Source organism: Qipengyuania sp. RANM35, from assembly GCF_041021145.2.
Taxonomy (GTDB): domain Bacteria; phylum Pseudomonadota; class Alphaproteobacteria; order Sphingomonadales; family Sphingomonadaceae; genus Qipengyuania; species Qipengyuania soli.
Genome location: NZ_CM196433.1, coordinates 2,443,966 through 2,467,843, shown reverse-complemented (window position 1 = coordinate 2,467,843; position 23,878 = coordinate 2,443,966). Strand labels below are relative to the sequence as shown.

25 protein-coding genes and 1 tRNA gene are annotated in these 23,878 nt (G+C 64.8%); 17 read left to right on the top strand and 9 right to left on the bottom strand.

Annotated elements, in window-relative coordinates:
- Nucleotides 1–19: 19 nt before the first annotated feature.
- The 3 genes from RAM60_RS12340 to sucC form a co-directional block, all read right to left on the bottom strand.
- Nucleotides 20–949, bottom strand: a complete 930-nt coding sequence (locus RAM60_RS12340) for an electron transfer flavoprotein subunit alpha/FixB family protein (protein WP_369026520.1) — start codon at nucleotides 947–949, stop codon at nucleotides 20–22.
- A 27-nt stretch (nucleotides 950–976) separates the two neighbouring features.
- On the bottom strand, nucleotides 977–1,723 hold the full coding sequence (locus RAM60_RS12335; RefSeq protein ID WP_369026521.1) for an electron transfer flavoprotein subunit beta/FixA family protein: 747 nt from the start codon (nucleotides 1,721–1,723) through the stop codon (nucleotides 977–979).
- A gap of 191 nt (nucleotides 1,724–1,914) precedes the next feature.
- Nucleotides 1,915–3,114 carry an ADP-forming succinate--CoA ligase subunit beta gene (sucC, locus tag RAM60_RS12330; RefSeq protein ID WP_369026522.1) on the bottom strand — a complete coding sequence of 400 codons (1,200 nt, stop codon included), beginning with the start codon at nucleotides 3,112–3,114 and terminating at the stop codon, nucleotides 1,915–1,917.
- Nucleotides 3,115–3,231: 117 nt separating this feature from the next.
- Here sucC and RAM60_RS12325 point away from each other — a divergent pair, with 117 nt between their 5' ends.
- Nucleotides 3,232–4,011: a 3'(2'),5'-bisphosphate nucleotidase CysQ gene (locus RAM60_RS12325; RefSeq protein WP_369026523.1), complete on the top strand. Its 780-nt coding sequence runs from the start codon at nucleotides 3,232–3,234 to the stop codon at nucleotides 4,009–4,011.
- A 61-nt stretch (nucleotides 4,012–4,072) separates the two neighbouring features.
- On the opposite strand, the gene RAM60_RS12320 is transcribed toward RAM60_RS12325, so the two are convergent.
- Nucleotides 4,073–4,768, bottom strand: coding sequence for a YiaD family glycine zipper/OmpA-like lipoprotein (locus RAM60_RS12320; protein WP_200981637.1), 696 nt, complete (start codon nucleotides 4,766–4,768; stop codon nucleotides 4,073–4,075).
- 185 nt (nucleotides 4,769–4,953) lie between these two features.
- Here RAM60_RS12320 and RAM60_RS12315 point away from each other — a divergent pair, with 185 nt between their 5' ends.
- Nucleotides 4,954–6,306, top strand: coding sequence for a hemolysin family protein (locus RAM60_RS12315; protein ID WP_369026524.1), 1,353 nt, complete (start codon nucleotides 4,954–4,956; stop codon nucleotides 6,304–6,306).
- Here RAM60_RS12315 and RAM60_RS12310 read toward each other — a convergent pair.
- Nucleotides 6,285–6,359, bottom strand: a tRNA-Thr gene (locus RAM60_RS12310). The genes RAM60_RS12315 and RAM60_RS12310 overlap by 22 nt on opposite strands.
- Nucleotides 6,360–6,471: 112 nt before the next feature.
- Between RAM60_RS12310 and RAM60_RS12305 the strand changes: the two genes are divergently transcribed.
- The 11 genes from RAM60_RS12305 to RAM60_RS12255 are packed head-to-tail and all read left to right on the top strand — an operon-like array spanning nucleotide 6,472 to nucleotide 16,343.
- On the top strand, nucleotides 6,472–6,615 hold the full coding sequence (locus RAM60_RS12305; RefSeq protein WP_200981635.1) for a hypothetical protein: 144 nt from the start codon (nucleotides 6,472–6,474) through the stop codon (nucleotides 6,613–6,615).
- 33 nt (nucleotides 6,616–6,648) lie between these two features.
- The gene (gene gpmA, locus RAM60_RS12300; protein ID WP_369026525.1) at nucleotides 6,649–7,335 is read left to right on the top strand and encodes a 2,3-diphosphoglycerate-dependent phosphoglycerate mutase; all 687 of its coding nucleotides are present in this window, start codon (nucleotides 6,649–6,651) and stop codon (nucleotides 7,333–7,335) included.
- A gap of 1 nt (nucleotide 7,336) precedes the next feature.
- Nucleotides 7,337–7,819, top strand: a complete 483-nt coding sequence (gene purE / locus RAM60_RS12295; RefSeq protein ID WP_369026526.1) for a 5-(carboxyamino)imidazole ribonucleotide mutase — start codon at nucleotides 7,337–7,339, stop codon at nucleotides 7,817–7,819.
- Nucleotides 7,819–8,889, top strand: a complete 1,071-nt coding sequence (locus tag RAM60_RS12290; protein WP_369026527.1) for a 5-(carboxyamino)imidazole ribonucleotide synthase — start codon at nucleotides 7,819–7,821, stop codon at nucleotides 8,887–8,889. The genes purE and RAM60_RS12290 overlap by 1 nt, the downstream gene beginning before the upstream one ends.
- A complete protein-coding gene (locus RAM60_RS12285; RefSeq protein ID WP_510639783.1) occupies nucleotides 8,880–9,353 on the top strand; it encodes a dihydrofolate reductase in 474 nt (157 codons plus the stop codon). The genes RAM60_RS12290 and RAM60_RS12285 overlap by 10 nt, the downstream gene beginning before the upstream one ends.
- A complete protein-coding gene (locus RAM60_RS12280; RefSeq protein ID WP_369026529.1) occupies nucleotides 9,350–10,525 on the top strand; it encodes a dipeptidase in 1,176 nt (391 codons plus the stop codon). Before RAM60_RS12285 ends, RAM60_RS12280 begins: the two co-directional genes overlap by 4 nt.
- Nucleotides 10,522–11,448: a bifunctional riboflavin kinase/FAD synthetase gene (locus RAM60_RS12275; RefSeq protein ID WP_369026530.1), complete on the top strand. Its 927-nt coding sequence runs from the start codon at nucleotides 10,522–10,524 to the stop codon at nucleotides 11,446–11,448. Before RAM60_RS12280 ends, RAM60_RS12275 begins: the two co-directional genes overlap by 4 nt.
- Entirely contained in the window at nucleotides 11,445–12,497 is a 1,053-nt protein-coding gene (locus tag RAM60_RS12270) for a glycerophosphodiester phosphodiesterase family protein (protein WP_369026531.1), read from the top strand. Before RAM60_RS12275 ends, RAM60_RS12270 begins: the two co-directional genes overlap by 4 nt.
- 41 nt (nucleotides 12,498–12,538) lie before the next feature.
- The gene (ileS, locus tag RAM60_RS12265; RefSeq protein ID WP_369026532.1) at nucleotides 12,539–15,397 is read left to right on the top strand and encodes an isoleucine--tRNA ligase; all 2,859 of its coding nucleotides are present in this window, start codon (nucleotides 12,539–12,541) and stop codon (nucleotides 15,395–15,397) included.
- Entirely contained in the window at nucleotides 15,394–15,933 is a 540-nt protein-coding gene (gene lspA / locus RAM60_RS12260; RefSeq protein ID WP_369026533.1) for a signal peptidase II, read from the top strand. Before ileS ends, lspA begins: the two co-directional genes overlap by 4 nt.
- Complete coding sequence (locus RAM60_RS12255) at nucleotides 15,933–16,343, top strand: DUF3035 domain-containing protein (RefSeq protein WP_369026534.1); 411 nt, start codon at nucleotides 15,933–15,935, stop codon at nucleotides 16,341–16,343. Before lspA ends, RAM60_RS12255 begins: the two co-directional genes overlap by 1 nt.
- Before the next feature lie 117 nt (nucleotides 16,344–16,460).
- On the opposite strand, the gene RAM60_RS12250 is transcribed toward RAM60_RS12255, so the two are convergent.
- Complete coding sequence (locus RAM60_RS12250) at nucleotides 16,461–17,357, bottom strand: SDR family oxidoreductase (protein WP_369026535.1); 897 nt, start codon at nucleotides 17,355–17,357, stop codon at nucleotides 16,461–16,463.
- Nucleotides 17,358–17,445: 88 nt separating this feature from the next.
- Between RAM60_RS12250 and RAM60_RS12245 the strand changes: the two genes are divergently transcribed.
- Entirely contained in the window at nucleotides 17,446–17,910 is a 465-nt protein-coding gene (locus RAM60_RS12245) for a PH domain-containing protein (protein ID WP_369026536.1), read from the top strand.
- Nucleotides 17,907–19,448 carry a PH domain-containing protein gene (locus tag RAM60_RS12240; protein WP_369026537.1) on the top strand — a complete coding sequence of 514 codons (1,542 nt, stop codon included), beginning with the start codon at nucleotides 17,907–17,909 and terminating at the stop codon, nucleotides 19,446–19,448. Before RAM60_RS12245 ends, RAM60_RS12240 begins: the two co-directional genes overlap by 4 nt.
- On the opposite strand, the gene RAM60_RS12235 is transcribed toward RAM60_RS12240, so the two are convergent.
- The gene (locus RAM60_RS12235; protein ID WP_369026538.1) at nucleotides 19,437–19,736 is read right to left on the bottom strand and encodes a GNAT family N-acetyltransferase; all 300 of its coding nucleotides are present in this window, start codon (nucleotides 19,734–19,736) and stop codon (nucleotides 19,437–19,439) included. The genes RAM60_RS12240 and RAM60_RS12235 overlap by 12 nt on opposite strands.
- A 49-nt stretch (nucleotides 19,737–19,785) precedes the next feature.
- Between RAM60_RS12235 and RAM60_RS12230 the strand changes: the two genes are divergently transcribed.
- Nucleotides 19,786–20,781 (top strand): threonine aldolase family protein, encoded by a 996-nt coding sequence (locus tag RAM60_RS12230; RefSeq protein WP_369026539.1) that lies wholly within the window; start codon nucleotides 19,786–19,788, stop codon nucleotides 20,779–20,781.
- On the top strand, nucleotides 20,778–21,719 hold the full coding sequence (locus RAM60_RS12225) for a DMT family transporter (RefSeq protein WP_369026540.1): 942 nt from the start codon (nucleotides 20,778–20,780) through the stop codon (nucleotides 21,717–21,719). Before RAM60_RS12230 ends, RAM60_RS12225 begins: the two co-directional genes overlap by 4 nt.
- Here RAM60_RS12225 and RAM60_RS12220 read toward each other — a convergent pair.
- Together RAM60_RS12220 and RAM60_RS12215 are read right to left on the bottom strand one after the other, a co-directional pair.
- Nucleotides 21,703–22,488, bottom strand: coding sequence for a Rossmann-fold NAD(P)-binding domain-containing protein (locus tag RAM60_RS12220; RefSeq protein ID WP_369026541.1), 786 nt, complete (start codon nucleotides 22,486–22,488; stop codon nucleotides 21,703–21,705). The genes RAM60_RS12225 and RAM60_RS12220 overlap by 17 nt on opposite strands.
- Entirely contained in the window at nucleotides 22,485–23,732 is a 1,248-nt protein-coding gene (locus RAM60_RS12215; RefSeq protein ID WP_369027328.1) for a M48 family metallopeptidase, read from the bottom strand. The genes RAM60_RS12220 and RAM60_RS12215 overlap by 4 nt, the downstream gene beginning before the upstream one ends.
- Between the last annotated feature and the right edge of the window lie 146 nt (nucleotides 23,733–23,878).

The following is a 23,878-nucleotide window of genomic DNA, read 5'->3' as shown; positions in this document are numbered from 1 at the left end:
TTGCAAACTTTGCGTGAATTCAGAGCTTTCCGGTGAGCTCCGGCACGATCTTGAAGAGATCGCCGACGAGGCCGATGTCCGCGACCTGGAAGATCGGGGCGTCCTCGTCCTTGTTGATGGCGATGATGGTCTTGGAATCCTTCATGCCGGCAAGGTGCTGGATAGCGCCCGAAATGCCGATGGCGATGTAGACTTCCGGGGCCACAATCTTGCCGGTCTGGCCGACCTGGTAGTCGTTGGGGACATAGCCCGCATCGACCGCCGCGCGGCTGGCGCCGACACCCGCGCCGAGCTTGTCGGCCAGCGGGATGATGACTTCTTGGAAGGTCTCGGAGTCCTTGAGCGCGCGGCCACCCGAAACGATGACTTTGGCACTGGTGAGTTCCGGACGTTCGCTCTTGGCGATTTCGGCCGAGACGAAGCTCGACGTGCCGGCGTCACCGGTCGAGGCGACGTCCTCGATGGTGCCCGAACCGCCTTCCGTCGCCGCCTTGTCGAAGGCGGTACCGCGCACGGTGATGACCAGCTTGGGGTCGCTCGATTCCACAGTAGCGATGGCGTTGCCGGCATAGATCGGACGGGTGAAGGTCTTGTCGCCTTCGACCGAGAGGATGTCCGAAATCTGCATCACGTCGAGCAGTGCGGCGACGCGCGGCGCGATGTTCTTGCCGGTGGTGGTGGCGGGCGCGACGAAGGCATCGTGGTGACCCATCAGATCGACGACGAGCGGAGCGACGTTCTCGGCCAGCGCGTGCTCGTAGGCGGCGTCATCGGCGACGTGCACCTTGCCGACGCCGGCGACCTTGGCGGCTTCCTCGGCCACGCCGCGGCAACCCTTGCCGGCGACGAGGAGGTGGACTTCACCGAGCTTCGAAGCGGCGGTAACCGCAGCCAGAGTGGCGTCCTTCATGTGGGCGTTGTCGTGTTCCACCCAGACGAGAGTTTTCATTTTCGTGATTCCTTTCGTGTCCGGGGCTTACGCGATGCCGAGGGCTTTGATCTTGGCGACCAGCTCGTCGACGTCGGCGACCTTGATGCCGGCCTGGCGCACCGGCGGCTCGGTGACCTTGTGCGTCTTGAGGCGCGGCGCAGTGTCGACGCCGTAGTCGGCCGGAGCCTTGGTATCGAGCGGCTTCGACTTCGCCTTCATGATGTTGGGCAGCGAAGCATAGCGCGGCTCGTTGAGGCGCAGGTCGGTGGTGACGATGGCAGGGAGCGAGAGCTTCACGGTCTCGAGACCGCCGTCGACTTCACGCTTCACGGTGACGCTGTCTCCGTCGACTGCCACGGTATTGGCGAAGGTCCCTTGCGGGCGACCCATGAGGGCAGCGAGCATCTGGCCGGTCTGGTTCGAATCGTCGTCGATCGCCTGCTTGCCGAGCAGGATCAGACCCGACTCTTCGGCCTCGGCAATCGCCTTGAGAATCTTGGCAACGGCGAGCGGCTCGACCTCGTCGTCGGTCTGCACGAGGATTGCGCGGTCGGCACCCATGGCGAGCGCGGTGCGCAGCGTTTCCTGTGCCTTCGCCGGGCCGATGGAGACGGCCACGATCTCGGTCGCCTTGCCAGCTTCCTTGATGCGGATCGCTTCCTCGACGGCGATTTCGTCGAACGGGTTGATGCTCATCTTGACGTTGGCGAGATCGACGCCGGTGCCGTCGGCCTTGACCCGCGGCTTGACGTTGTAGTCGATCACCCGCTTGACGGGGACGAGGATTTTCATCGGGTTTCCTTCCTCTCGAATGAATCTGCGGCTCGCCTAGCTTGCGTTTACGTAAACGTCAAGTGAGGCAGGCCCTCCTACGTAGTTTATGTTCGACCGCACCAGAGCATTCGCGGTCGGCCAAATGAGAAAGGCGGACCCCTCGCGAGGCCCGCCTTTCCCTATTCCTTACGGCAAGGTGACGAGGGCGCTCACGCGGCCTTCTTGACCTCCGCCACGATCTTGCGTGCCGCATCACCGAGATCGTCGGCGCTTACGATCGCGAGGCCCGAATTGTCGAGGATCGCCTTGCCCTCGTTCACGTTCGTGCCTTCGAGGCGGACGACCAGCGGGACCGAGAGGTTCACGTCCTTCGCCGCCTGGACGATGCCATTGGCGATGACGTCGCACTTCATGATGCCGCCGAAGATGTTGACGAGGATGCCCTCGACCGCCGGATCCTTGAGGATGATCTTGAACGCCGCAGTCACCTTCTCGGTGGTGGCACCGCCGCCCACGTCGAGGAAGTTTGCCGGGAAAGCGCCATTGAGCTTGATGATGTCCATCGTCGCCATGGCGAGGCCGGCACCGTTGACCATGCAGCCGATGTTCCCGTCGAGCTTGATGTAGGCGAGGTCGTATTCGCTTGCCTCGACTTCGGCCGGGTCTTCCTCGGTGATGTCGCGCAGCGCCTCCACGTCCTTGTGCCGGAACATGGCGTTGCCGTCGAAGCTCATCTTGGTGTCGAGGACGAGAAGGTTGCCGTCCTCGGTTTCAACGAGCGGGTTGATCTCGAGCATTTCGCAATCGAGGTCCATGAACGCGGTGTAGAGCTGCTTGGCCAGCTTCTGTGCCTGCTTGTTGAGCTCGCCCTTCAGCTTGAGGGCGAAGGCCACCGCACGGCCGTGGTGCGGCATGAAGCCCTGCGCCGGATCGATGGTGATGGTGGTGATCTTCTCGGGCGTCGAGTGGGCGACTTCCTCGATGTCCATCCCGCCTTCGGTGGAGACGATCATGGCGACGCGGCCCGATGCGCGGTCGACCAACATGGACAGGTAGTATTCCGAAGCGATATCGACGCCATCGGTGACGTAGAGGCGGTTAACCTGCTTGCCCGCCTCGCCGGTCTGGATCGTCACCAGCGTATTGCCGAGCATTTCCTTGGCGTTCGCTTCGACGTCCTCGATGCTCTTCGACAGGCGGACGCCACCCTTGGCATCGGGACCCAGTTCCTTGAACTTGCCCTTGCCACGGCCACCGGCGTGGATCTGCGCCTTCACGACATAAAGCGGTCCGGGCAGCTTCTTCGCACCCTCGATCGCTTCTTCGACAGTCAGCGCGGCGTGTCCTGCGGGGATGCCGATGCCGTATTTCGCGAGCAGTTCCTTGGCCTGGTATTCGTGGATGTTCATGGGTTCGTTCGTCCTTCGCGTGATGCGCGTTGGGGGAAAGGGAGTCGCCGGGCGCATAAGCATGTCTGGGCGCGCTTGAAAAGTGCGGTTTTCGGGTGCAGGGGCGAGGCGTCTCCAATGATCGACAGCAAACGCCTGGAATCGATCGTCTCCGAAGCGGGACGGATCGCCCATGACCTCTGGCCGGGGGCAGGCAATGTCGTGCGTAGCTGGGAGAAGGAACCCAACAGCCCGGTTTGCGAAGCCGACCTTGCTGTCGACGCTTTCCTTAAGCGCGAGCTCGGTGCGCTATTGCCGGCCGCGGGCTGGCTGTCTGAAGAGACGGCGGACGATCCCTCACGCCTCGATCGCGACCTCATCTGGCTGGTCGATCCGGTCGACGGCACGCGAGACTTCATCCGCGGCCGCCCGGGCTGGGCAGTGTCCGTTGCGCTGATCAGTTCGGGGCGGCCGCTGATCGGCATGCTGGCAGCACCGGCGCGCGGCGAGAACTGGAGCGCGGTCGCGGGTCAGGGCGCCTGGCGCAATGGCGAACGCCTGCGCTCATCGACGCGCAGTGAATTCCCCGGTTCGCGTGTGCCGGCCCACGCACTGCCCAAGACCGACGCCGACCTCGTCATGGTTGACCAGCCCAATTCGATTGCGCTGCGCATCGCGATGGTGGCGGCGGACGAAGCGGACCTTGTCGCGACGCTGCGTTGGGGCTTCGAATGGGACATCGCGGCTGCGGGCATGATTGCACGTGAAGCAGGTGCAGCGATCAGCGACGCCTTCGGCAACAAGCTTGATTACAACAAGCGCGATCCGCGCGCTTTCGGTGTCCTTGCAAGCGCGCCCGCGATTCACGGCGCTGCGGTGGAAAGGCTCGCTGCGCGCGCCGCGCAGCTGCCCGCATAGGAAAAGGGCCGCCCAAACGGACGGCCCTTCCCCTTTTGCGAAACCCGAGGGTTCGTTCTTATCAGTTCTGGGCGGCCTGGGCAGCAGCCACGTCATTCTGGTCGAACGGGATGATCTTGATTTCGACGCGGCGGTTCAGGGGCTCGTTGACGCCATCGCCGGTCGCAACCTTGAGCTGCGTCTCGCCGAAGCCCATCCAGCGGATGCGCGACGAGCTGACACCCTGCGAGATCAGGTAGTTCGCCACTGCCTGTGCACGCTGTTCCGACAGGCGCTGGTTCGACGATGCCGAGCCAACCGTGTCGGTATGGCCGTAAACGTCGACGAGGCTGTTCGGGTACTGCTTGAGGCTTGCCGCGACGCGGTCGAGCAGGTCACGGAAACCGGGCGAAATCGTGTAGCTGCCGGTGGCGAAGGTCACGCCGTCGGGCAGGTTGACGAGGATGGCATCGCCACCGTCGACTTCCGAAACGTCCACGCCCGAACCGGCAGTCTGTTCCTTCAGTTCCTTGATCTGCTGGTCCATCTTGTAGCCGACGTAGCCACCGGCAGCGGCACCGCCGACAGCGCCGACGATGCGTCCGGTCTTCCCGCCGATGACACCACCCAGCAGGCCGCCGAGCACAGCGCCGCCAGCGCCGCCGAGGACGGTGCGCGAGACCTTCTTCTCGCCGGTGTTGGGATCGGTGACACATGCCGACACGGTCATCAGCGACACGGCGGCGAGACTGGCAGTAAGGATGCGCGATTTCTTCATTATCATTCCTCCTTGGCGACGGGCGTACGGTCTTTCGAGGGTTCCCTTTTGAGCCCGCGTTGGATGGGACGCGCCCACCCGCGTCTTCCCCTCCAACATTCGAATCGCGCGCCTGTTCCTGAAGCGCTGGACAATAAGTGCAAGCCTCCACTGGAAGAGTGCGCCATTTGTGCTAGCGCAGTCGCGTGACACCCTTTCCCTGGACCGACCTGCTCATCATCGCAGGACTGATCGTGCTGAACGGCGTCTTCGCCATGAGCGAGCTGGCCATCGTATCGGCCCGCACTGCACGACTGCGGGCCGCCGCGCACAATGGCAGCAGCGGCGCTAAAACGGCGCTCGATCTGGCTGCGGAACCGGGAAAATTCCTTTCGACGGTCCAGATCGGCATCACCCTCATCGGCATCATCGCTGGCGCCTACTCCGGAGCGAGCCTTGGCGGTCCGGTGGCCGACCGCCTGCTGGCCTGGGGTTTTCCCGCCCAGTGGGCGGAAGAAGCAGGCTTTGCCGCCGTTATCGCCCTGACGACGTACCTCAGCCTCGTCGTCGGCGAGCTGGTGCCGAAGCAGGTCGCCCTGCGCGCGGCAGTGCCGATCGCCATTGCCATGGCGCTGCCGATGGCGATTCTTGCCCGCGTGGCCGCTCCGCTTGTGTGGCTGCTAGATGCCTCTTCCGGCTTGCTCATCCGTCTTCTCGGCGTGCGCCCTGCCGGGCAGAGCGCGGTGACAGCCGAGGAACTTCACATGCTCTTCGCCGAGGCAACGCGCAGCGGCGTGATCGAGCACGAACAGCACCAGATGCTGCAGGGCGTCGTACGTCTGGCCCAGCGGCCTGTGCGCGAAATGATGACGCCGCGCACCGAGATCGACTGGATCGACCTTGGTGCCGATCAGGATGCGATCCGCGCCACTATCGAGAAGAGCCCGCACTCGCTCCTTCCCGTGGCGGAAGGCTCGGCCGACAAGGTTGTGGGGGTGGTAAAGGTCCGCGAGATCCTCACCCGCATGGTCACCGGCGAAGAGGTGGACTTGGCGGCGCTGATGAAGAAGGCCGAAGTCGTGCCGGACCAGCTCGATGCGGTGGACGCGCTCCGCGTCCTGCAGCAGGCGGAAGTGGCCATGGCGATGGTCCACGACGAATATGGGCACCTCGACGGAATCGTTACGCCAGTGGACCTGCTTACGACGCTCGTGGGTGATTTCGTCAGCGACCAGGAGCATGGCGACGGACCGGGCATGGTCGAGCGCGAGGACGGCAGCCTGCTCGTCTCGGGGTCGCTCTCTGCCGATGTGCTCGCCGACAAGCTGGACCTCGAATACGGCGACGATCGCGAGTTCGGCACCGCTGCCGGCTACGCCCTCCATGTCCTCAAGCGCCTGCCCAATGAAGGCGAGCATTTCCACGACCAGGGCTATCGCTTCGAAGTGGTCGACATGGACGGGCGCCGTATCGACAAGCTGCTCGTCGCGCGCGAAGACGGCTCGCCTGTGGTGTCGGAAGGCATCGATCTGGAAAATGGTGCTGCTGGGGAGGATTGAACTCCCGACCTCACCCTTACCAAGGGTGCGCTCTACCACTGAGCTACAGCAGCACGGATCCACCGCGGAAAGGCTCGCGGGGTGGAGGCGCGCGCTATTGGCAGACACGGCGGATAAGTCAACCTCCGCTTGAGCCTCGCAGCGAAATTCGCAAAAGGTTGCGCGATGTCTGACCAGAACGACAAGATGAGCCGCGAAGAGAGGCTTGCCGCGAAACTGCGTGAAAACCTGCGTCGCCGGAAGGAGCAGGGCAGGGAAATGCGCGAATCGGATGCAGACGGGGTTCCCAAGCCGCCCGAGGGCCGCTAACGCGCGGTGCTCCTAGGGAAATCGGGAGTTTCCATGTCCAAGCTGATCCTCGTCCGCCATGGCCAGAGCGAGTGGAACCTCGCCGACCGCTTCACCGGCTGGTGGGACGTCGACCTTACGGAAAAGGGTGTCGCCGAGGCTAAGGCCGCGGGCGAACTGATGAAGGCCAAGGGTGTGCTGCCCACGGTCGCCTTCACCAGCGTCCAGAAGCGCGCGATAAAGACACTCAACATCGCCCTTGAAGCCTGCGACCGCTTGTGGATCCCGGTAACCCGCGACTGGCGCCTGAACGAGCGCCACTATGGCGGCCTCACAGGCCTCAACAAGCAGGAAACCCGTGAAAAGCACGGCGACGAACAGGTGCACATCTGGCGCCGCAGTTTCGACGTGCCCCCGCCCGAGCTGGAACCGGGCAGCGAGTTCGATCTCGCTTCTGATCCGCGCTATGCCGGTATCGACATCCCGCGTACCGAGAGTCTCAAGCTGACGATCGAGCGCGTGCTGCCCTATTGGGAGGAAGCGATCCTGCCGCAACTGGCCAAGGGCGAGAACGTGATCATCTCTGCCCACGGCAATTCGCTGCGTGCGCTGGTAAAGCATCTATCGAACATCTCGGACGAGGATATCACCGGGCTGGAGATTCCGACCGGCCAGCCAATCGTCTACGACTTCGACGGCGCGACGCCAGTTGGCGAGCGCTACTATCTCAAGGACGCGTGACATGACGGCCAAGGTAGCAATCGTGATGGGCAGCCAGTCGGACTGGGAGACCATGACCTGCGCCGCCGAGGTGCTTGGGGAGCTGGGGGTCGAAACCGATGTCCGCATCGTTTCCGCCCACCGTACCCCCGACCGTATGTACGAATTCGCCAAGGGCGCCGCTGCGGTCGGCTTCGAAGTCATCATCGCTGGCGCAGGCGGTGCGGCTCATTTGCCTGGCATGATCGCCGCTCTCACCCATGTGCCGGTGCTCGGCGTGCCGGTCCAGTCACAGGCGCTTTCGGGTCAGGACAGCCTGCTCTCGATCGTCCAGATGCCTGCTGGCGTTCCCGTCGGCACTCTCGCCATTGGCAAGGCCGGCGCGACCAATGCGGGCCTGCTCGCCGCCGCCATCCTCGCCAACCATGATGCCGCGCTGTCGCAGCGCCTTCAGGACTGGCGTGCCCGGCGCAGCGCTGCGGTGACGGAGCGTCCCGAAGGCTGATGCTGAAGCGCGGGGGCACGATCGGCATTCTCGGCGGCGGGCAACTCGGCCGGATGATGGCGGTCGCTGCCGCCCAGCTAGGCTATCGCTGCATCGGCTTCGCGCCCGAGGGAGACACGGTCCTAGAACAGGTGTGCGATGACGTATTCTCCAACAAATGGGACGACCGCGCCGCTCTCGCCGCCTTCGCGGCGCAATGCGATGCGGTGACATGGGAATTCGAGAACGTACCCGTCTCCACGGCGCAGGCCATTCCGGCAGGCCGCATCTTTCCGCACCCGCGTGCGCTGGAAACTGCGCAGGACCGGCTTACCGAGAAACGCTTCGTCGAGGATCTCGGCGGCACGCCTGCCGCATACTCGAAAGTCGATTCGCACGACGACCTCACGGCCGCGATCGACCGACTGGGCGCGCCCGGCATCCTCAAGACTCGCCGCGACGGATACGACGGCAAGGGCCAGTGGCGCATCGCCTCGGCGCGCGATGCCGAAGGGCTGCGCCTTCCCGACGTACCGCTGATCTACGAAGCCTTCGTCGAATTCGAGGCCGAGTTCTCGGTCATCCTCGTGCGCGGGCGGGATGGCGATGTGCGCTTCTGGGATTCGACCCGCAACACGCATGTGGACGGGATCCTCGCCACCTCGGTCCTTCCGGCAGGCGAGGTCATTGCGGCACAGGTCGAAACGGCACGCTCTCTCGCCCGCAAGGTTGCCGACCGGCTCGAATACGTGGGTGTGCTGACACTCGAATTCTTTGCGACGAAGGGCGGTCCCGTGTTCAACGAGATGGCACCGCGCGTCCACAATTCGGGTCACTGGACCATCGAGGGGGCAGTCACCAGCCAGTTCGAAAACCACGTCAGGGCGGTGGCCGGCTTGCCGCTGGGCGATACCTCCACCGTGGCGAAGGCGGTCGAGATGACCAATATCATCGGTGACGCAATTTCCTCGGCGCAGTCCTTCCTGTCGACGCCGGACACGCATCTTCACGATTACGGCAAGGCCGAGGTGCGCGACGGGCGCAAGATGGGTCACGTCACCCGGCTGGAACGCTCATGGGCATGTTCCTGATCTACGCCCGCGCCACAAATGGCGTGATCGGCAAGGATGGCGGAATTCCCTGGCACATTCCCAACGATCTGAAGCGCTTCAAGCGGCTGACGATGGGTATGCCGATGATCATGGGGAGGAAGACGTTCGAGAGCTTTCCCAAGCCGCTGCCGGGCCGTCGCCACATCGTCCTGACCCGCAGCAAGAGCTGGCAGGCGGAGGGCGCGGAGGTGGTCCACAGTGTCAATGAAGCGCTCGATCTGGTGGCGAACAGCGACTGTTCGGTGATCGGCGGCGCGGAAATCTACCGTCTGTTCGAACCGCTCGCCGACCGCATCGAGCTGACCGAGGTCCACGGCGATTTCGAGGGCGATACTCACATGCCCGAAGCCGGCCCCGAATGGTCCGAAGTTGCGCGCGAGGATCATCCGGCCGACGACGGACGCCCAGCCTACAGCTTTGTCACCCTGGAGAGAGCAGCATGACCCGCCGCCGCAAGATCCTCACCGGCCTTGGCCTCGTGCTTGTCTTGGCGCTGGGCGGGTTCTTCATCCTCGGCCCCGGCATCGTCGAGCGCGGGATGAACAAGATCGACGGCCAGCCTCTCATCCCGGTCTCGGACGAGGCGAAGGCGCTCCATGCCACGCTCGACATCGTCGACCTGCATTCCGACACGCTGCTGTGGAAGCGCGACCTGCTCGAACGCGCCGGACGCGGCCACATGGACCTGCCGCGCCTGCGCGAAGGCAATGTCGCGCTCCAGGTCTTCTCCAGCGTGACCAAGACGCCCAAGAGCCAGAACTACGACGCCAATGGCGCCGATACCGACAACATCACCCTGCTCGCCTTCGTGCAGATGCAGCCGATGCGGACCTGGACCAGCCTGCTCGAGCGGTCACTGTGGCATGCGCAGAAGCTTGAGACCGCGGTCGAGACTTCGCGCACTGACCTTTACCAAGTCTGGTCGCCGGAGGACCTCGACCGCCTGCTCCGGGCCCGCAAGGACAAGGACAAGCCGGTCGGCGCGCTGTTCAGCGCCGAGGGCCTGCAGAGCCTCGAAGGGAACGTCGACAACCTCGACAAGCTCTACGCCGCCGGAATGCGGATGGCGGGGCTGACGCACTTCTTCGACAACGAGCTTGCCGGGTCGATGCATGGCCTGAAGAAGGGCGGCCTCACCGACATGGGGCGTGAGACCGTCCGGCGGATGGAGCAAAAGGGCATGATCGTCGACATCGCCCATTGCAGCCACCAGTGCGTCGCCGACATCCTCGCCATGGCCACGCGGCCGGTAGTTTCGAGCCACGGCGGCGTGCAGGCGACCTGTAAGGTCAATCGCAACCTCACCGACGACGAGATTCGCGGCGTCGCGAAGACCGGCGGCGTGATTGGCGTCGGCTATTGGGAGGGTGCGGTGTGCAGCACCGATCCGCATGCTACGGCAAAGGCGATGAAGCATATCCGCGATCTCGTCGGTATCGAACACGTCGCGCTGGGCAGCGACTATGACGGCGCGACCACGGTCCGCTTCGACACATCGCAGCTGACGCAGGTGACGCAGGCGCTGCTGGACGAAGGCTTCACCGAGGGCGAGATTCGCGCCGCCATGGGTGGCAATGCCCTGCGAGTGATCCGCGCGGGGCTTGTTCCCCAATGAGGTGGCTCGATCATCGCGAAGCCTTGCCCGCGTCCCTGCGCGGTGCAGTCATCGCGCTCGGCAACTTCGACGGCTTCCACCTCGGCCACCAGGCGGTGGCGGGCGAGGCAATCCGCTGGGCGCGCGAGGAAGGCCGCCCTTCGATCATCGCCACTTTCGACCCGCATCCGGTGCGCCATTTCAAGCCCGATGCCGAACCCTTCCGCCTTACAACTCTCGAACAGCGGCAGGAACTCTACCTTGCCGCCGGGGCGACCGCGATGCTGGTGTTCCACTTCGACGGCGAGCTCGCCGGGACCACGGCGGAAGATTTCGTGAAAGTGCTATTGGCCGAACATCTCGGCGTGGCAGGGGTTGTGACGGGTGAGGACTTCACCTTCGGCAAAGCGCGCGGCGGCAATTTCGAACGACTGGTCAGTCTGGGCAAGGAAGTGGGCATCGAGGCCCGCGCCGTCCCGCCGGTGCTCGACGGTGGCGAGCCCGTGTCCTCCAGCCGCGTGCGCGACGCCCTGCGTGACGGATACCCGCAGGAGGCAGCGCGCCTGCTCACCCGCCCCTTCGCCATTCGCGGCGTCGTCCAGCACGGCGACAAGCGCGGGCGCGAGATCGGCTATCCCACCGCCAATTTGCCCGTCGAACAGTACCTGCGTCCGAAATACGGCATCTACGCGGTCACCGGGCGCATCCTGACCACCGGGCAAGTCCTGAAAGGCGCTGCCAATATCGGCATCCGCCCGCAATTCGACCCGCCCAAGGAATTGCTCGAACCTTATTTCTTCGACTTTTCGGGTGACCTCTACGGACAGGAAATCGAGGTGGCCTTCCACTACTTCCTGCGCGGCGAGGCCAAGTTCGACAGCCTCGACGCGCTGATCGAACAGATGGACCGCGACTGCGCCCGGGCGAAAGAGCTGCTTGCATGAAAATCTGGCTCAAGCGCCTCGGCTTTGTCGGGGCGCTCCTGTTCCTCGTCCTGACAATCGTCAACGCGAGCTGGCTGGCCCCGACACCCAAGGGCGCGGTCAAGCTGATCGCGCATCGCGGGCTTTACCAGCAATATGACAAGACCGGCCTCGGTCGCGACGATTGCACGGCGACGCGGATCGAGCAGCCGGTGCATGGCTATCTGGAAAACACGGTGCCCTCGATCGCCCGTGCGGCCAAGCTGGGTGCGACCCTGGTCGAGATCGACATTGCCCCGACGAAGGACGGGCAACTTGCGGTGTTCCATGATTGGACGCTTGACTGCCGTACCGAGGGCAAGGGCGAAACGCGCGACGCGACCATGGCCGAACTGAAGGCGCTCGATGCGGGTTACGGATACACTGCAGACGGCGGCAAGACCTTCCCCTTCCGCGGGAAGCACGTGGGCGCAATCCCGACGATCGAGGAGGCGATGGCGGCTTCGGGCCGCGCCTCGCTGATCTACAATTTCAAGTCGAAGGACCCGCGCGAGGCCGACATGCTGTTCGCGGCAGTCAGGGCCGCCGGACGCAATACCGGTGACCGCGGCGATGCCTTCTATGGCGGACAGGGCCCCGTCGACCGCATCCGCAAGCTGCTGCCCGGCACATGGGCCTTCAGCAACGAGGAAGCCAAGCAGTGCACCAAGGACTATGTCCTCTACGGCTGGAGCGGCTGGTTCCCCTCTTCCTGCGAGGACGGCACGCTGATGATCCCGCTCGACAAGCAGTTCCTATTCTGGGGCTGGCCCAACCGCATGATCGCGCGGGCCGAGGCGCATGGCGCGCGCATCGTCGTGGTCGGGCCGCTGGGCGAGGGCCGTCCGCGCGGGCTCGACCTGCCCGAGCAGCTGGGCGAGATCCCGGCGAGCTTCAACGGCTATGCCTGGGTCGAGGATTCGCTCGCCGTGATCCCCGCGCTCATCCAGCGCTTCGACGACCGCTCGCAGGAAGAGATCGACGCGATCCATGACGGGCTCGCACGCCGCCGGGCGCGGCGCGGCGATTGACGCTTTAAAGCCAGCCCCAAATCCCCTAACGGCTCGCCTCTATGTCTGAAAAGCGCGATTACAGAGACACGGTCTTCCTGCCCAAGACCGAATTCCCCATGAAGGCCGGCCTCCCTGCGAAGGAGCCGGGCATTGCCGCGCAGTGGGAATCCAAAGGACTCTATCGCCAGCTGCGCGAAAGCCGCGCGGGCCGCGAGAAGTTCATCTTCCACGACGGCCCGCCCTACGCCAATGGCGACATGCATATCGGCCATGCGCTGAACCATACGCTGAAGGACATGGTCTGCCGCACGCAGAACCTCCTCGGCAAGGACGCGCCCTATGTTCCGGGCTGGGACTGCCATGGCCTGCCGATCGAATGGAAGGTCGAGGAACAGTACCGCAAGGACAAGAAGGAAAAGCCGGTCCTTGCAGGCAATGGCCGTGACGAGGCCGCAGTCTTCGCCTTCCGCGAGGAATGCCGCGCCTATGCCCAGCACTGGGTCGACGTGCAGCGCGAGCAGCTGAAACGCCTCGGCGTGATGGCGGACTGGGACCGCCCCTACCTCACCATGCAGAAGGAAAGCGAGGCGATCATCGTCGCCGAGCTGATGAAGCTGGCCGAAGCGGGCGTGCTCTATCGCGGGTCGAAGCCGGTGATGTGGAGCCCGGTCGAGGAAACCGCGCTGGCCGAGGCCGAGGTCGAATACGAGGACATCGTCTCGACCCAGATCGACGTGGCGTTCGAGATCGTGGAAAGTCAGATCGCAGATTTAGAGGGCGATCACGCTGTCATCTGGACGACCACCCCTTGGACGATTCCTGTCAATCAGGCGATCGCGTACGGGCCTGAGATTGATTATCAGCTTATTGCTCCTGCCTATTCCGGCCGACTGTCCGAAAGCGGGAGCTATGACGCTGGCGCTCATGTATTGGACAAGAGGCTCTTGTTGGCTTCCAGCCTAATTGACCAGGTTCGGGTCAGGCTTGGTTTCGATGAGTTCGAAGTTCTGTGGCGCGGCAAAGGCTCCGACCTCGCCGGAACCGTGGCCCGCCACCCGATGCACCATCTCGGCGGGTTCTACGCCAGGCCGCGCCCCTTCCTGCCGGGCGATTTCGTCACCACCGACAGCGGCACGGGCCTTGTCCACATGGCACCCGACCATGGCGAGGACGATTTCGAGCTGTGCAAGGCGCACGGCATCGGTCCGCAATTCGCGGTGATGAACGACGGCCGCTATCGCGACGACTGGGAATGGCTGGGCGCTGATGACGATCGCCGCCGCAGCGTCATCAACAAGCCGTTCAATTCGCCCGAAGGCCCGATCTGTTCGGACCTGCGCGAGGCGGGCGCGCTGCTCGCCGCGAGCGAGGATTACCAGCACTCCTACCCGCACAGCTGGCGGTCCAAGGCCAAGGTCATTTTCCGCTGCACCCCACAGTGGTTCGTGCCGATGGACAAGGAACTCGCGGGCGGCGGCACGCTGCGCGAACGGGCCATGCAGGCCATCGCCGATACCCGCTTCGTGCCCGAAAAGGGCCGCAACCGCCTCGGCTCGATGGTCGCGGGCCGCCCCGACTGGGTGCTTTCCCGCCAGCGCGCCTGGGGCGTGCCGATCACGCTCTTCGTCCGTCACGACGGCACTTACCTGCAGGACGCGCAAGTCAACGCGCGCATCGTCGCGGCGGTGGGTGAGCACGGCATGGATGCCTGGAGCGAGGCCAACAAGGCGGCGTTCCTCGGCGAAGCTTACGACCCGGCCGAGTTCGAGATGGTCACCGACATTCTCGACGTGTGGTTCGATTCGGGCTGTACCCACGCCTTCACGCTCGAAAGCGGCCGCTGGCCCGAACTGCAGTGGCCCGCCGACCTCTATCTCGAAGGGTCCGACCAGCATCGCGGCTGGTTCCAGTCGAGCCTGCTCGAAAGCTGCGTCACCCGCGGCCGCGCGCCCTTCGACCAGATCCTCACGCATGGCTTCACCATGGCCAGCGACGGGCGCAAGATGTCGAAGAGCCTCGGCAACACGGTCGACCCGATCAAGGTCATGGAGACCTATGGCGCGGACATCATCCGCCTGTGGGCGCTCTCGGTCGACTTCACCGAGGACCACCGTATCGGCGATGAAATCCTCAAAGGCGTTGCCGACCAGTACCGCAAGCTGCGCAATACCTTCCGCTACCTGCTCGGTGCGCTCGACGGCTTCATCGGCGACATGGGCGATGCGGGCGAGATTCCCGAGCTGGAACGCTACGTCCTCGCGCTGCTCGCCGATCTCGACGGCAAGCTGCGCAAGGCGGTCGATGACTACGACTTCAACACCTACACGCGGCTCCTGTCGGATTTCGTGAACGAGGACCTCTCGGCCTTCTACTTCGATATCCGCAAGGACAGCCTCTATTGCGACGGGCCGGACAGCACCAAGCGCAACGCCTATCGCACCGTGCTCGACCTGCTGTTCCACGCGCTGGTGCGCTGGGCCGCGCCGGTGCTGGTCTTCACCGCCGAAGAGGTGTGGCAGAGCCGCTATCCCGATGGTGGCAGCGTCCACCTGCTCGAATGGCCCGCCGTTCCCGGCGTCACTGCCGACGGTGCCAAGTGGACCCAGCTGCGCGCTCTTCGAGAAAAGGTCACCGAAGCGATCGAGCCGCTGCGCCGCGACAAGGTCATCCGCTCAGGTCTGGAGGCCGATGTCGTCGTGCCTGCCAGCGCGGTGCCGGAAGGCTTTTCCGACGAAGAGCTCGCCGAACTGTTCATCACTGCGTCAGTCACGCGCGGCGATAGCGATGCGGTGACAGTCACCCGGACCTCCGAAGCGAAATGCGGGCGCTGCTGGCGCCACCTGCCCAGCGTCGCCGAGGACGGCGACCTGTGTGACCGCTGCGAGCCGGTTGTCGCCCAAATGGATGCCGCGCAATGACCCCGCTCATCCGCAATCGCCTGATCGGCTGCGTCCTCGCGCTGGCGATCTTCGCCGTCGACCAGTGGACAAAGTGGGCGGTGACCGTCCCCCTTGGCATCAACGAGATCGGCAAGGCGCAGGAAATCCTTCCCTTCTTCGACCTGCGCTTCACCCGCAACTTCGGTGTCTCCCTCGGCATGTTCGAGGCCAACAGTCCCGAAATGCGCTGGATGCTGGTGCTGGTCACCGGGCTCATCGCCCTCGTCGTCACGGTCTGGATGATGCGTGAGAAGCTGATGGGTGACATCCTCGCCCTCGCACTGATTCTCGGCGGGGCGCTGGGCAATATCAAGGACCGCTACGAGCTCGGCTACGTCGTCGATTTCGCCGACCTGCACTTTGGCGAGTGGCGCCCGTTCCTCATCTTCAACGTCGCCGATGCAGCTATCACCATCGGCGTCCTCATCGTCCTTGCGCGCGCCTTCTTCATGCGCGAGAAGGACGCCGAAGAGATTACAATCACTCAGGCGCCCGGCGCCGCGGAGAACAGCTGATGACCAAATTCGCCCGTATCGCAATCGTCGCCGGGCTCGGCGCCATGACCGCGGCCTGCGGCAGCGGCGGCTTTCTCAACCGCGACCGTCCGGACGAGTTCGCCGTGCAGCGCCAGGCGCCGCTGGTGGTCCCGCCCGACTTCAACCTCGTTCCGCCCGCACCCGGATCGCCGCGCCCGTCCGAAGGCACTGCGTCGGAGCAGGCGCTCGATGCCCTGTTCGGCGGTCCGGCCCCGCGCAGCAGCGTGGAAACCAGCGTGCTCGACCGCGCTGGCACTGCGGTGCCCGGCATTCGCAGCGCCGTGGGTGACCCGCAGACCGCCACCGTGGCCAAGGGTTCAGTGACCCGCGACATCATCGCCGCCCCCGAAGGTGACGGCGCCAGCGCGGTTGCGGTTATTCCCTCCTAGTTTTGCGCTCGCGCCTCCGGGCGAGCCTCCTCGCTAGATGCGCAGCAAGCTGCGCCCGCTGCGGGCGGGCGGTCGCCCTTGCCGGGGCTCCGCCGCCCCGGTTCCCAAGTTGACCTGCTAAGTAGTTCTTTGGGCCTTGTCCGCCTCATTCGTGCCCTTGATCATCTCGCGCATGGCCGCCCATTCTTCGTCGCCAAGGTTATGGAGCGCGCCCCAGAAGGTCCCGCCATTGGCCTGGTAACCTGCGCCGTCGATGGCGATGGTCTGGCCGTTCACCCATTCCGCGCCCGGCCCCATTAGGAACACGGCGAGGTTGGCGAGCTCGTGCATCTCGCCGTGCCGTCCGGTTGGGTTCATCGCATCGTTGGAATTGCCGCCGCGCCCGCCTGGTGACAGCCGCGCGCTCATGCCCTTGGTCGGAAAGAGGCCCGGCGCGATCGCGTTGAACCGCATGCCGTAGCGGCCCCATTCGACAGCAAGGCTCTGTGTCATCGCATTGATGCCTGCCTTGCTCATGGCCGAGGGAACGACGAAGGCGCTGCCGTTCCACACCCATGTCGTGAGGATCGAAAGGAAACTCGCCCGCCGCTTCTCCGCAATCAGCCGCTTTCCGACGTCGAGCGTAACGTAGAACGTGCCGCGAAAAACGATGTCGCTGATGGCGTTGAAGCCGTTGACCGACAGATCCTCGGTCCGGCTGATGAAGTTGCCTGCCGCATTGTTGACCACGCCGGTCAGCGGACCGTGGGCCCAGACGTTGTCGATCATCTCGTGGATCGCGCCCGCATCGCGAATGTCGCAGGCATGGCCGACGACCTTGCCGCCATGGGCCGCCATCAGTTCCTCGGCGGTCTCGTCGAGCTTGCCCTGGCGCCGTCCGCAGATGTGGACTTCCGCACCCAGCTTGACGAAGGCCTCGGCCATCTCGCGGCCGAGGCCAGTGCCTCCGCCGGTAACGAGGATCCGCTCCCCGTCCATCAGCCCTTCGCGGAACATCAGCTTCGATACGTCCATGGCGTTCTCCTTCTCCGCCACAAGGCATAGCGCAGGGCAGGGGCGAATCCAGATTGAATCGTGCCACTGTATTGCCTAGCTATAACGCATGGACGAAACCTCTCTTACCCCGCTCGATCCGGCATATGCACGCATGCTGCGGGTCCAGTTCTCCATCGTCGCTCTCGTGTTGCTTGCCGGTGCGACGATCGCCGAGATCGCGATACCCGGGTACACAGGCTACGTCTGGGTGCCGGCGGGCCTCTTCGCCGCATGGCTGCTCGTCCGCATGCCGATGCGCCGTTATGCCGCGCGCGGTTATTCGATCGAGGAGGAGCGCCTGCGGGTGGTCCGCGGGATCCTGTTCCGCAGCGACACCGTGGTGCCGTTCGGCCGGGTGCAGCACATTGACGTCAATCAGGGACCGCTCGAACGCGCCTTCCATCTCGCCACGCTGACCGTGCACACGGCAGGGACCCACAACGCCTCGGTCTCGTTGCCAGGTCTCGCACGCGGGGATGCGATGGCCATGCGCGAGGACATCCGTTCGGCGATCCGGCGCGACACGCAGTGAGGGACGTTTCCACCGACCAGCCCATGCGGACCGATCCGCGCACCTTCGCGGTGAAGGCCGCGACCATGCTCACCCAGCTGGTGGTGCCGATCGCCTTTGCTTCGGCGACGATCTTCGACAAGGGCGACGTCGGCGACTGGGCGCTCTATTTCCTGCCCATCGTCGTGACGGTGGTAGGCGCCAATTTTGCGATCGCCTATCTGCGCTGGACCCGCCTCACCTATGCCGTTCGCGAGAGCGACATCAGGGTCGAGAGCGGGCTGCTGTCGCGAACAGCGCGCTCGGTTCCTTACGAACGCATCCAGGACGTCAGCCTCGAGCAGAAATTCATCCCACGCCTATTCGGCCTGACCGAGGTCAAGTTCGAAACCGGGGCAAGCGGAGGCGACGACCTCAAGCTCGCCTACCTCAGCGAGACCGAGGGCGAGCGCCTGCGTGAGCTGGTACGCGCGCGCCGCGATGGCGGGGCCGCGCTTGTCGATGCCGAGGCGGAGCAGGTCGAAGAACCCACCGAACTGCTCTTCGCAATGTCGCCGAAGCGGGTGCTGACCTTCGGCCTGTTCGAATTCTCTTTGGCCGTGGTGGCAGTGGTTTTCGGTGCCGCGCAGCAGTTCGACTTCCTCCTGCCCTTCGAGATCTGGGATGTGCGCGCATGGCGCAATGCGCTCTCGGGACCGGGCCACTGGCTCGCCGAGCTGGGCTTCGCGGCGCAAGCCCTTGCGGCGATCGCAGCAACCATCTCCCTCCTCCTGGTCGGCACTGTTACCGGCGTCACGCGGACGGCCCTGCGTGAATGGGGCTTCCGGCTCGAGCGGACCGCCAAGGGCCTGCGCCGTCGCCGTGGCATGTTCACCCGCACCGATGTGGTTATGCCGGTTCACCGCGTGCAGGCGCTGACGGTGAAGACGGGTTTCATCCGGCGTCTCTTCGGCTGGCACGCTCTGGGCGTCGTCAGCCTCGCCAGCGACAGCGCCTCGGCCAACCACGAGGCGGCGCCCTTCGCGCAGATGGAGGAAATCGCGCCGATCGTGGAAACGACCGGCTTCGCATTGCCGGGCGAAAGCCTCCAGTGGGCAGGCCGCAGTGCGAAGGCCAGCTTCGATGCCGCCGTGCTCGATTTCGCCATCCTGGGCCTTGTGGCCATTCCGGTAGCGATGTTTTCCCCATGGCAATGGGCAGCCTTGCTGCCGCTCGGGGCCGGGGTCTTTTCGGCCGTGCGCCAATACTACCTCCACCGGTTCGACCGTCACGCAATGACCGGGCGATATCTCTATTCGCGGCATGGTTGGCTGGCGCCGAAACTCACCATCGGTTCGCGGACGAAGCTGCAATCGGTGGAAATCGTGCAGGGGCCGATCGCGCGAAGGCGCGGCTATGCGAAACTCTCGCTCGGACTCGCCGGCGGCCACTTCGCGATCGAGGCGGTCGACGTCGACCATGCCCGCGAATGGCGCAGGGTCATTCTCGCCAGCATCGCCACGACCGATTTTTCCGAACTGTCGGAGGGAGCCTCCCCGGAGATCCTGTCAGGCGCGTAGGTCTGCCCACTCTGGGTGGCGCTTGAACGCGGCCACGACATAGGAGCATTCGGGAGCGATCTTGAAGCCCTGCTCGCGCGCGTCGGCGACCAGCGCGTCGACGAGCTTACCGGCAATGCCCTGGCCGCGCATCTCGTCGGGAACGTAGGTGTGATCCGCGTGACGCACTCCGTCGCGCTCCACCCAGGTCAGCTTGGCCTGGTGCTCTACCCCGGGCAGGTGGATAACGTAGGCGCCCCTGCTGCCGTGTTCCTTGCGCTCGACGGTAATCTCGGTGCTGTCGCTCATGCAGAAATCCTTTCTGTGCAACAAATGCACGCCCCGTTATGCGCGTTCCATGCTGTTTCTGTCCGACAACGCCGCCACCGTCCATCCCGCCTTGTGGGACGCCATGCGCGCAGCAGACGCGCCCGATTCTCCCTATGACGGCGATGCGATCAGCGCGGGTCTCGACGAACGCATGTCCGCACTATTCGGGCGTGACTGCGCGGTGCTGTGGGTGGCAACGGGGACCGCGGCCAACTGCCTCGCGCTCGCGACCATGGTGCAACCGCACGGCGGCGTGGTCTGCCACCGCGAGGCGCATATCGAGATGGACGAGGGCGGGGCACCCGGATTCTACCTCCACGGCGCCAAGCTGCTGCTGGCCGAAGGCGAGGGAGCGAAGCTCACTCCGCAAGCGATCCGCGCAGTCATCGACCCCATCCGCGATGACGTCCACCAGGTGCAGCCGCACGCGATCTCGATCACCCAGGCGAGCGAATACGGGCGCAGCTACCGGCCGGAAGAAGTCGTCGCCATTGCCGAAATCGGCAAGGCGCGCGGGCTGGGCCTCCACATGGACGGCGCGCGTTTCGGCAATGCGGTGGCCTTCCTGGGCTGTTCGGCCGCTGAAGCTGCGGGACCGGTCGACGCACTGAGCTTCGGCTTCGTCAAGAATGGCGGGATGAGCGCCGAAGCGATCGTTTTCTTCGACATCGCTCTGGCCGATGTCGCGCGTTATCGGCGCAAGCGGGCCGGGCACCTGCAATCAAAGGGTCGCTATCTCGCGGCGCAAATCCACGCCATGCTCGACGGTGACCTGTGGCTCGCCAATGCCCGCGCAGCTAACGCCGCCGCGGCGGAGATTGCCAGCGCCTGTGGCGAGCGCCTGATGCACCCGGTCGAGGCCAACGAACTCTTCGTCCGCTGTACGCCCACCGAGCGTGAGACACTGCGCGCGCAGGGCTTCGGCTTTTACGACTGGGGCGATGATGCGGCCCGCTTCGTAACCGCCTGGAACACGCGCGAGGACCATGCCCGCGCGCTTTCCGCTGCGATCGGCAACCTATGAGCGCCAGTCCCGACGGCGAGAGCCTGCTCGCCCCCAGAAACCTCGGCGCTTTCCTGCTGGTGAGCTTCATATGGGGCGGCACCTGGCTCGTGATCCGCGACCAGATTTCCTCCGTCCCGCCGGGCTGGTCGATTGCCTACCGCTTCATCGTGGCATCTGCGGGCATGTTCCTCCTCGCCCGCGTGCGCGGCGAACCCTTCCGTCTCGCTCCCGGTGGCTGGCCCTTCGTGGTCGCGCTCGGCATCTTCCAGTTCTCGATGAATTTCGGCTTCGTCTACCGCGCCGAAGGGTACGTCACCTCGGGTCTGGTCGCGGTGATCTTCGCGCTGCTGGTGGTGCCAAACGCAGTGCTGGGCCGCATCTTCCTTGGCCAGCCGATCCGGCGTGAATTCGTCATCGGATCGAGCATCGCTGCGGTCGGCGTCGCCATGCTCTTCGCGCAGGAATATCGCGCATCACCGGCAACGCTGGGTGAGGTGCTGACCGGTGCCGCATTGTGTGTCGGCGGCATATTATCTGCGAGCACGGCCAACATTCTCCAGGCGACCGAAGGGGCGAAGCGCCAGCCGCTGCTCACCTTGCTCGCATGGTCGATGCTTTGCGGAGTTGCGATCAATGCCGTCTTCGCATTGCTGACCGAAGGTCCGCCGCAATTCGACCCGCGCCCGGCCTACGGTCTCGGCATTCTCTACCTCGGCATTGCCGGATCGGTGGTGACCTTCCCGCTCTACTACGGCCTCGTGCGCAAGGTCGGCGCTGGGAAGGCTGCCTATTCATCGGTGGTGGTGCCGGTGGTGGCGATGATCCTGTCGACCATGTTCGAAGGCTTCATCTGGGGCCCGCTGCCGATTGCAGGTGCGGTCATCACCGTGATCGGCATGGTGGTGGCGATGCGCACACGCAATCCGCCGCCGCGCCGCGCTACTCCCGAGCCATGATTTCGGTCAGGCCCTCGCGGTAGGTCGCAAATCGAGGCCGCCATCCGAGCGCCCGCTTCGCCTTGCCGTTCGCCACCCGTCGGTTCTCGGCATAGAAGCCGCGCGCCATGGGCGAGAGGTCGGCTTCGTCCATCGTCTGCAAGGGCGGCGGCGTCATGCCGAGGAGGCGGCAGGCCTCCTCGATAACTGCGTTCTGGCTGGTCGGCAGGTCGTCCGCGAGATTGTAGGCGCCCACCGCCGCATCGCCCTCGATTGCCGCGAGGACGCAGGAGACGATGTCGTCGACGTGCACCCGGCTGAAGACCTGCCCCGGCACGTCGATACGGTGCGCCTTGCCTTCACGCACGCGGTCGAGCGCGCTTCGACCCGGACCATAGATGCCGGGCAGGCGAAACACGCGCGCCCTAGCATCGAGCCAGCGCGCGTCGCATTCGGCACGTGCGGTCCTGCGGCCGGTTCCGGTTGGCGAAGCTTCGTCCACCCATGCGCCGCGAGCATCGCCGTAGACGCCGGTGGACGAGAGGTAGCCGAGCCACTTGCCTTCCAGCGCCCTTCCGTAGCGGTCGAGGACAGGGTCGCTGTCAGCCGATGGCGGGACGGAACTCAGCACATGGCTGACGCCGGAAAGCGCCGCCAGGACCGCGTCTTCGTCGTCGAAGTCGATGTTCCCCGCGCTGCCCGTCGCATCGACGCTCCAGCCACACTCGCGCATCGCCGTGGCAATGCGCGAGGCGGTGTAGCCGAGGCCGAAGACGAAGAGCCGCATCATTCGATGTCGAGGTAGCCCTCTTCGGGAACGACGATCTGCGGATCCTTCACGTGCTGCGCCTTCCACTCCATCGCCATGCGCACGCGGGTTGCGCCACTCGGATGGTCGAAGAACAGGACTTCCTCCAGCGGACCGGGTTCGATCTTGCGGTACTCGGACAGGCGCATCGCGACCTTGGCGAAACCGTCCGGCTCCTGCGCCGCCTCGAGACCGAAGGCATCGGCCTTGCTCTCCGCGATGCGAACCAGCGAGTTGGTCGCCGGGGTCATCAGGAACATCCATGCGGAAAAACAGATCGCAAGGATCGGGAGCGACGCCGGATCGGCAATGTCGCGAACGCCCCAGCGCTCGCCATGACGCGCGATCAGCATCGGTGCCACGCGGCTGGCAATGAACAGGCCTGCCGCAAAGATCGCGAGATAGATGCCGACGATCCACCACACGTGGTTGAGCTTGTAGTGCCCCATCTCGTGACCCATCACGGCGAGGATTTCAGGCTCGCTGGTGCGCTCGAGCAGGTTGTCGTTGAGCGAGATGCGGATCGTCGGACCAAGGCCGGAGACATTGGCGGAAATGCGCTTGTGCTGCTTCGACTGGTCGAAGACATAGATGTGCTCGGCCGGAATGTCGTATTTCGCCGCGACCGCTTCGATCCTGTCGCGCAGCGGCCCGGGCTGCATCTCGGTGTAGTCGTTGAACAGCGGTGCGATGAACACCGGGCCAAGCACCATGCCGACCATCATGAAGGCACCGATCACGCCCGTCGCCCATAGCCACCAACTGCGCGGGGCGCGGCGGATGAGCGCGTAGATCGCGATGACCAGCAGGGGCGCGATAAGGAGTTCGATGCCCAGGTTCATCAGCTGCTCGCCGCCCCACGCGCCGAAACCCTGGTCGAGCAGGCCGTACTGCTTTTCGCGAAAGAAGCCGGTGTAGATCGTCCACGGTAGCACTATGATCGTTGCCACCAGAGTGTAGAGCAGCGCGGTGACGCCGGTGACCACCCAGCGCCGCTTGCTCAGCCGCTCGCCGATATCGCGGAACTTGGCCGCGAGGCGGAAGCGCAGTAGGAGCCAGTCGGCAAGGATGCCGACCAGCGTGCCCCACAGGATCAGCCAGTAGCCGCCCTCGAAATAGGCATCGGACTGCGCCCGCGCGGGACCCTGCAGAGTGTCGAGGTAGGCGCGTGTTGCGGCTTCCACGTCGAATGAACCGCTCGCGGCGGCCAGCAAGTCGATCATCATGGTCAAAAGTAACCCTCCCTTGGTGCGCATCGCTGCGACGATCGCGGGAATCTGTCAATCGAGCGCAGCCATCTGCACGACAAGTGAACGCGAAGGCTCGACGGGCGTTGTATTGAATGACAGAGCAAGCGCCGCACTTCACGACA

Bases quoted from the DNA above. Each gene is read 5' to 3' on its own strand.
- RAM60_RS12340 (WP_369026520.1), bottom strand. From the start codon at position 949: ATGAAAACTCTCGTCTGGGTGGAACACGACAACGCCCACATGAAGGAC.
- RAM60_RS12335 (WP_369026521.1), bottom strand. From the start codon at position 1,723: ATGAAAATCCTCGTCCCCGTCAAGCGGGTGATCGACTACAACGTCAAG.
- sucC (WP_369026522.1), bottom strand. From the start codon at position 3,114: ATGAACATCCACGAATACCAGGCCAAGGAACTGCTCGCGAAATACGGC.
- RAM60_RS12325 (WP_369026523.1), top strand. From the start codon at position 3,232: ATGATCGACAGCAAACGCCTGGAATCGATCGTCTCCGAAGCGGGACGG.
- RAM60_RS12320 (WP_200981637.1), bottom strand. From the start codon at position 4,768: ATGAAGAAATCGCGCATCCTTACTGCCAGTCTCGCCGCCGTGTCGCTG.
- RAM60_RS12305 (WP_200981635.1), top strand. From the start codon at position 6,472: ATGTCTGACCAGAACGACAAGATGAGCCGCGAAGAGAGGCTTGCCGCG.
- gpmA (WP_369026525.1), top strand. From the start codon at position 6,649: ATGTCCAAGCTGATCCTCGTCCGCCATGGCCAGAGCGAGTGGAACCTC.
- purE (WP_369026526.1), top strand. From the start codon at position 7,337: ATGACGGCCAAGGTAGCAATCGTGATGGGCAGCCAGTCGGACTGGGAG.
- RAM60_RS12290 (WP_369026527.1), top strand. From the start codon at position 7,819: ATGCTGAAGCGCGGGGGCACGATCGGCATTCTCGGCGGCGGGCAACTC.
- RAM60_RS12285 (WP_510639783.1), top strand. From the start codon at position 8,880: ATGTTCCTGATCTACGCCCGCGCCACAAATGGCGTGATCGGCAAGGAT.
- RAM60_RS12280 (WP_369026529.1), top strand. From the start codon at position 9,350: ATGACCCGCCGCCGCAAGATCCTCACCGGCCTTGGCCTCGTGCTTGTC.
- RAM60_RS12275 (WP_369026530.1), top strand. From the start codon at position 10,522: ATGAGGTGGCTCGATCATCGCGAAGCCTTGCCCGCGTCCCTGCGCGGT.
- RAM60_RS12270 (WP_369026531.1), top strand. From the start codon at position 11,445: ATGAAAATCTGGCTCAAGCGCCTCGGCTTTGTCGGGGCGCTCCTGTTC.
- ileS (WP_369026532.1), top strand. From the start codon at position 12,539: ATGTCTGAAAAGCGCGATTACAGAGACACGGTCTTCCTGCCCAAGACC.
- lspA (WP_369026533.1), top strand. From the start codon at position 15,394: ATGACCCCGCTCATCCGCAATCGCCTGATCGGCTGCGTCCTCGCGCTG.
- RAM60_RS12255 (WP_369026534.1), top strand. From the start codon at position 15,933: ATGACCAAATTCGCCCGTATCGCAATCGTCGCCGGGCTCGGCGCCATG.
- RAM60_RS12250 (WP_369026535.1), bottom strand. From the start codon at position 17,357: ATGGACGTATCGAAGCTGATGTTCCGCGAAGGGCTGATGGACGGGGAG.
- RAM60_RS12245 (WP_369026536.1), top strand. From the start codon at position 17,446: ATGGACGAAACCTCTCTTACCCCGCTCGATCCGGCATATGCACGCATG.
- RAM60_RS12235 (WP_369026538.1), bottom strand. From the start codon at position 19,736: ATGAGCGACAGCACCGAGATTACCGTCGAGCGCAAGGAACACGGCAGC.
- RAM60_RS12230 (WP_369026539.1), top strand. From the start codon at position 19,786: ATGCTGTTTCTGTCCGACAACGCCGCCACCGTCCATCCCGCCTTGTGG.
- RAM60_RS12225 (WP_369026540.1), top strand. From the start codon at position 20,778: ATGAGCGCCAGTCCCGACGGCGAGAGCCTGCTCGCCCCCAGAAACCTC.
- RAM60_RS12220 (WP_369026541.1), bottom strand. From the start codon at position 22,488: ATGATGCGGCTCTTCGTCTTCGGCCTCGGCTACACCGCCTCGCGCATT.
- RAM60_RS12215 (WP_369027328.1), bottom strand. From the start codon at position 23,732: ATGATGATCGACTTGCTGGCCGCCGCGAGCGGTTCATTCGACGTGGAA.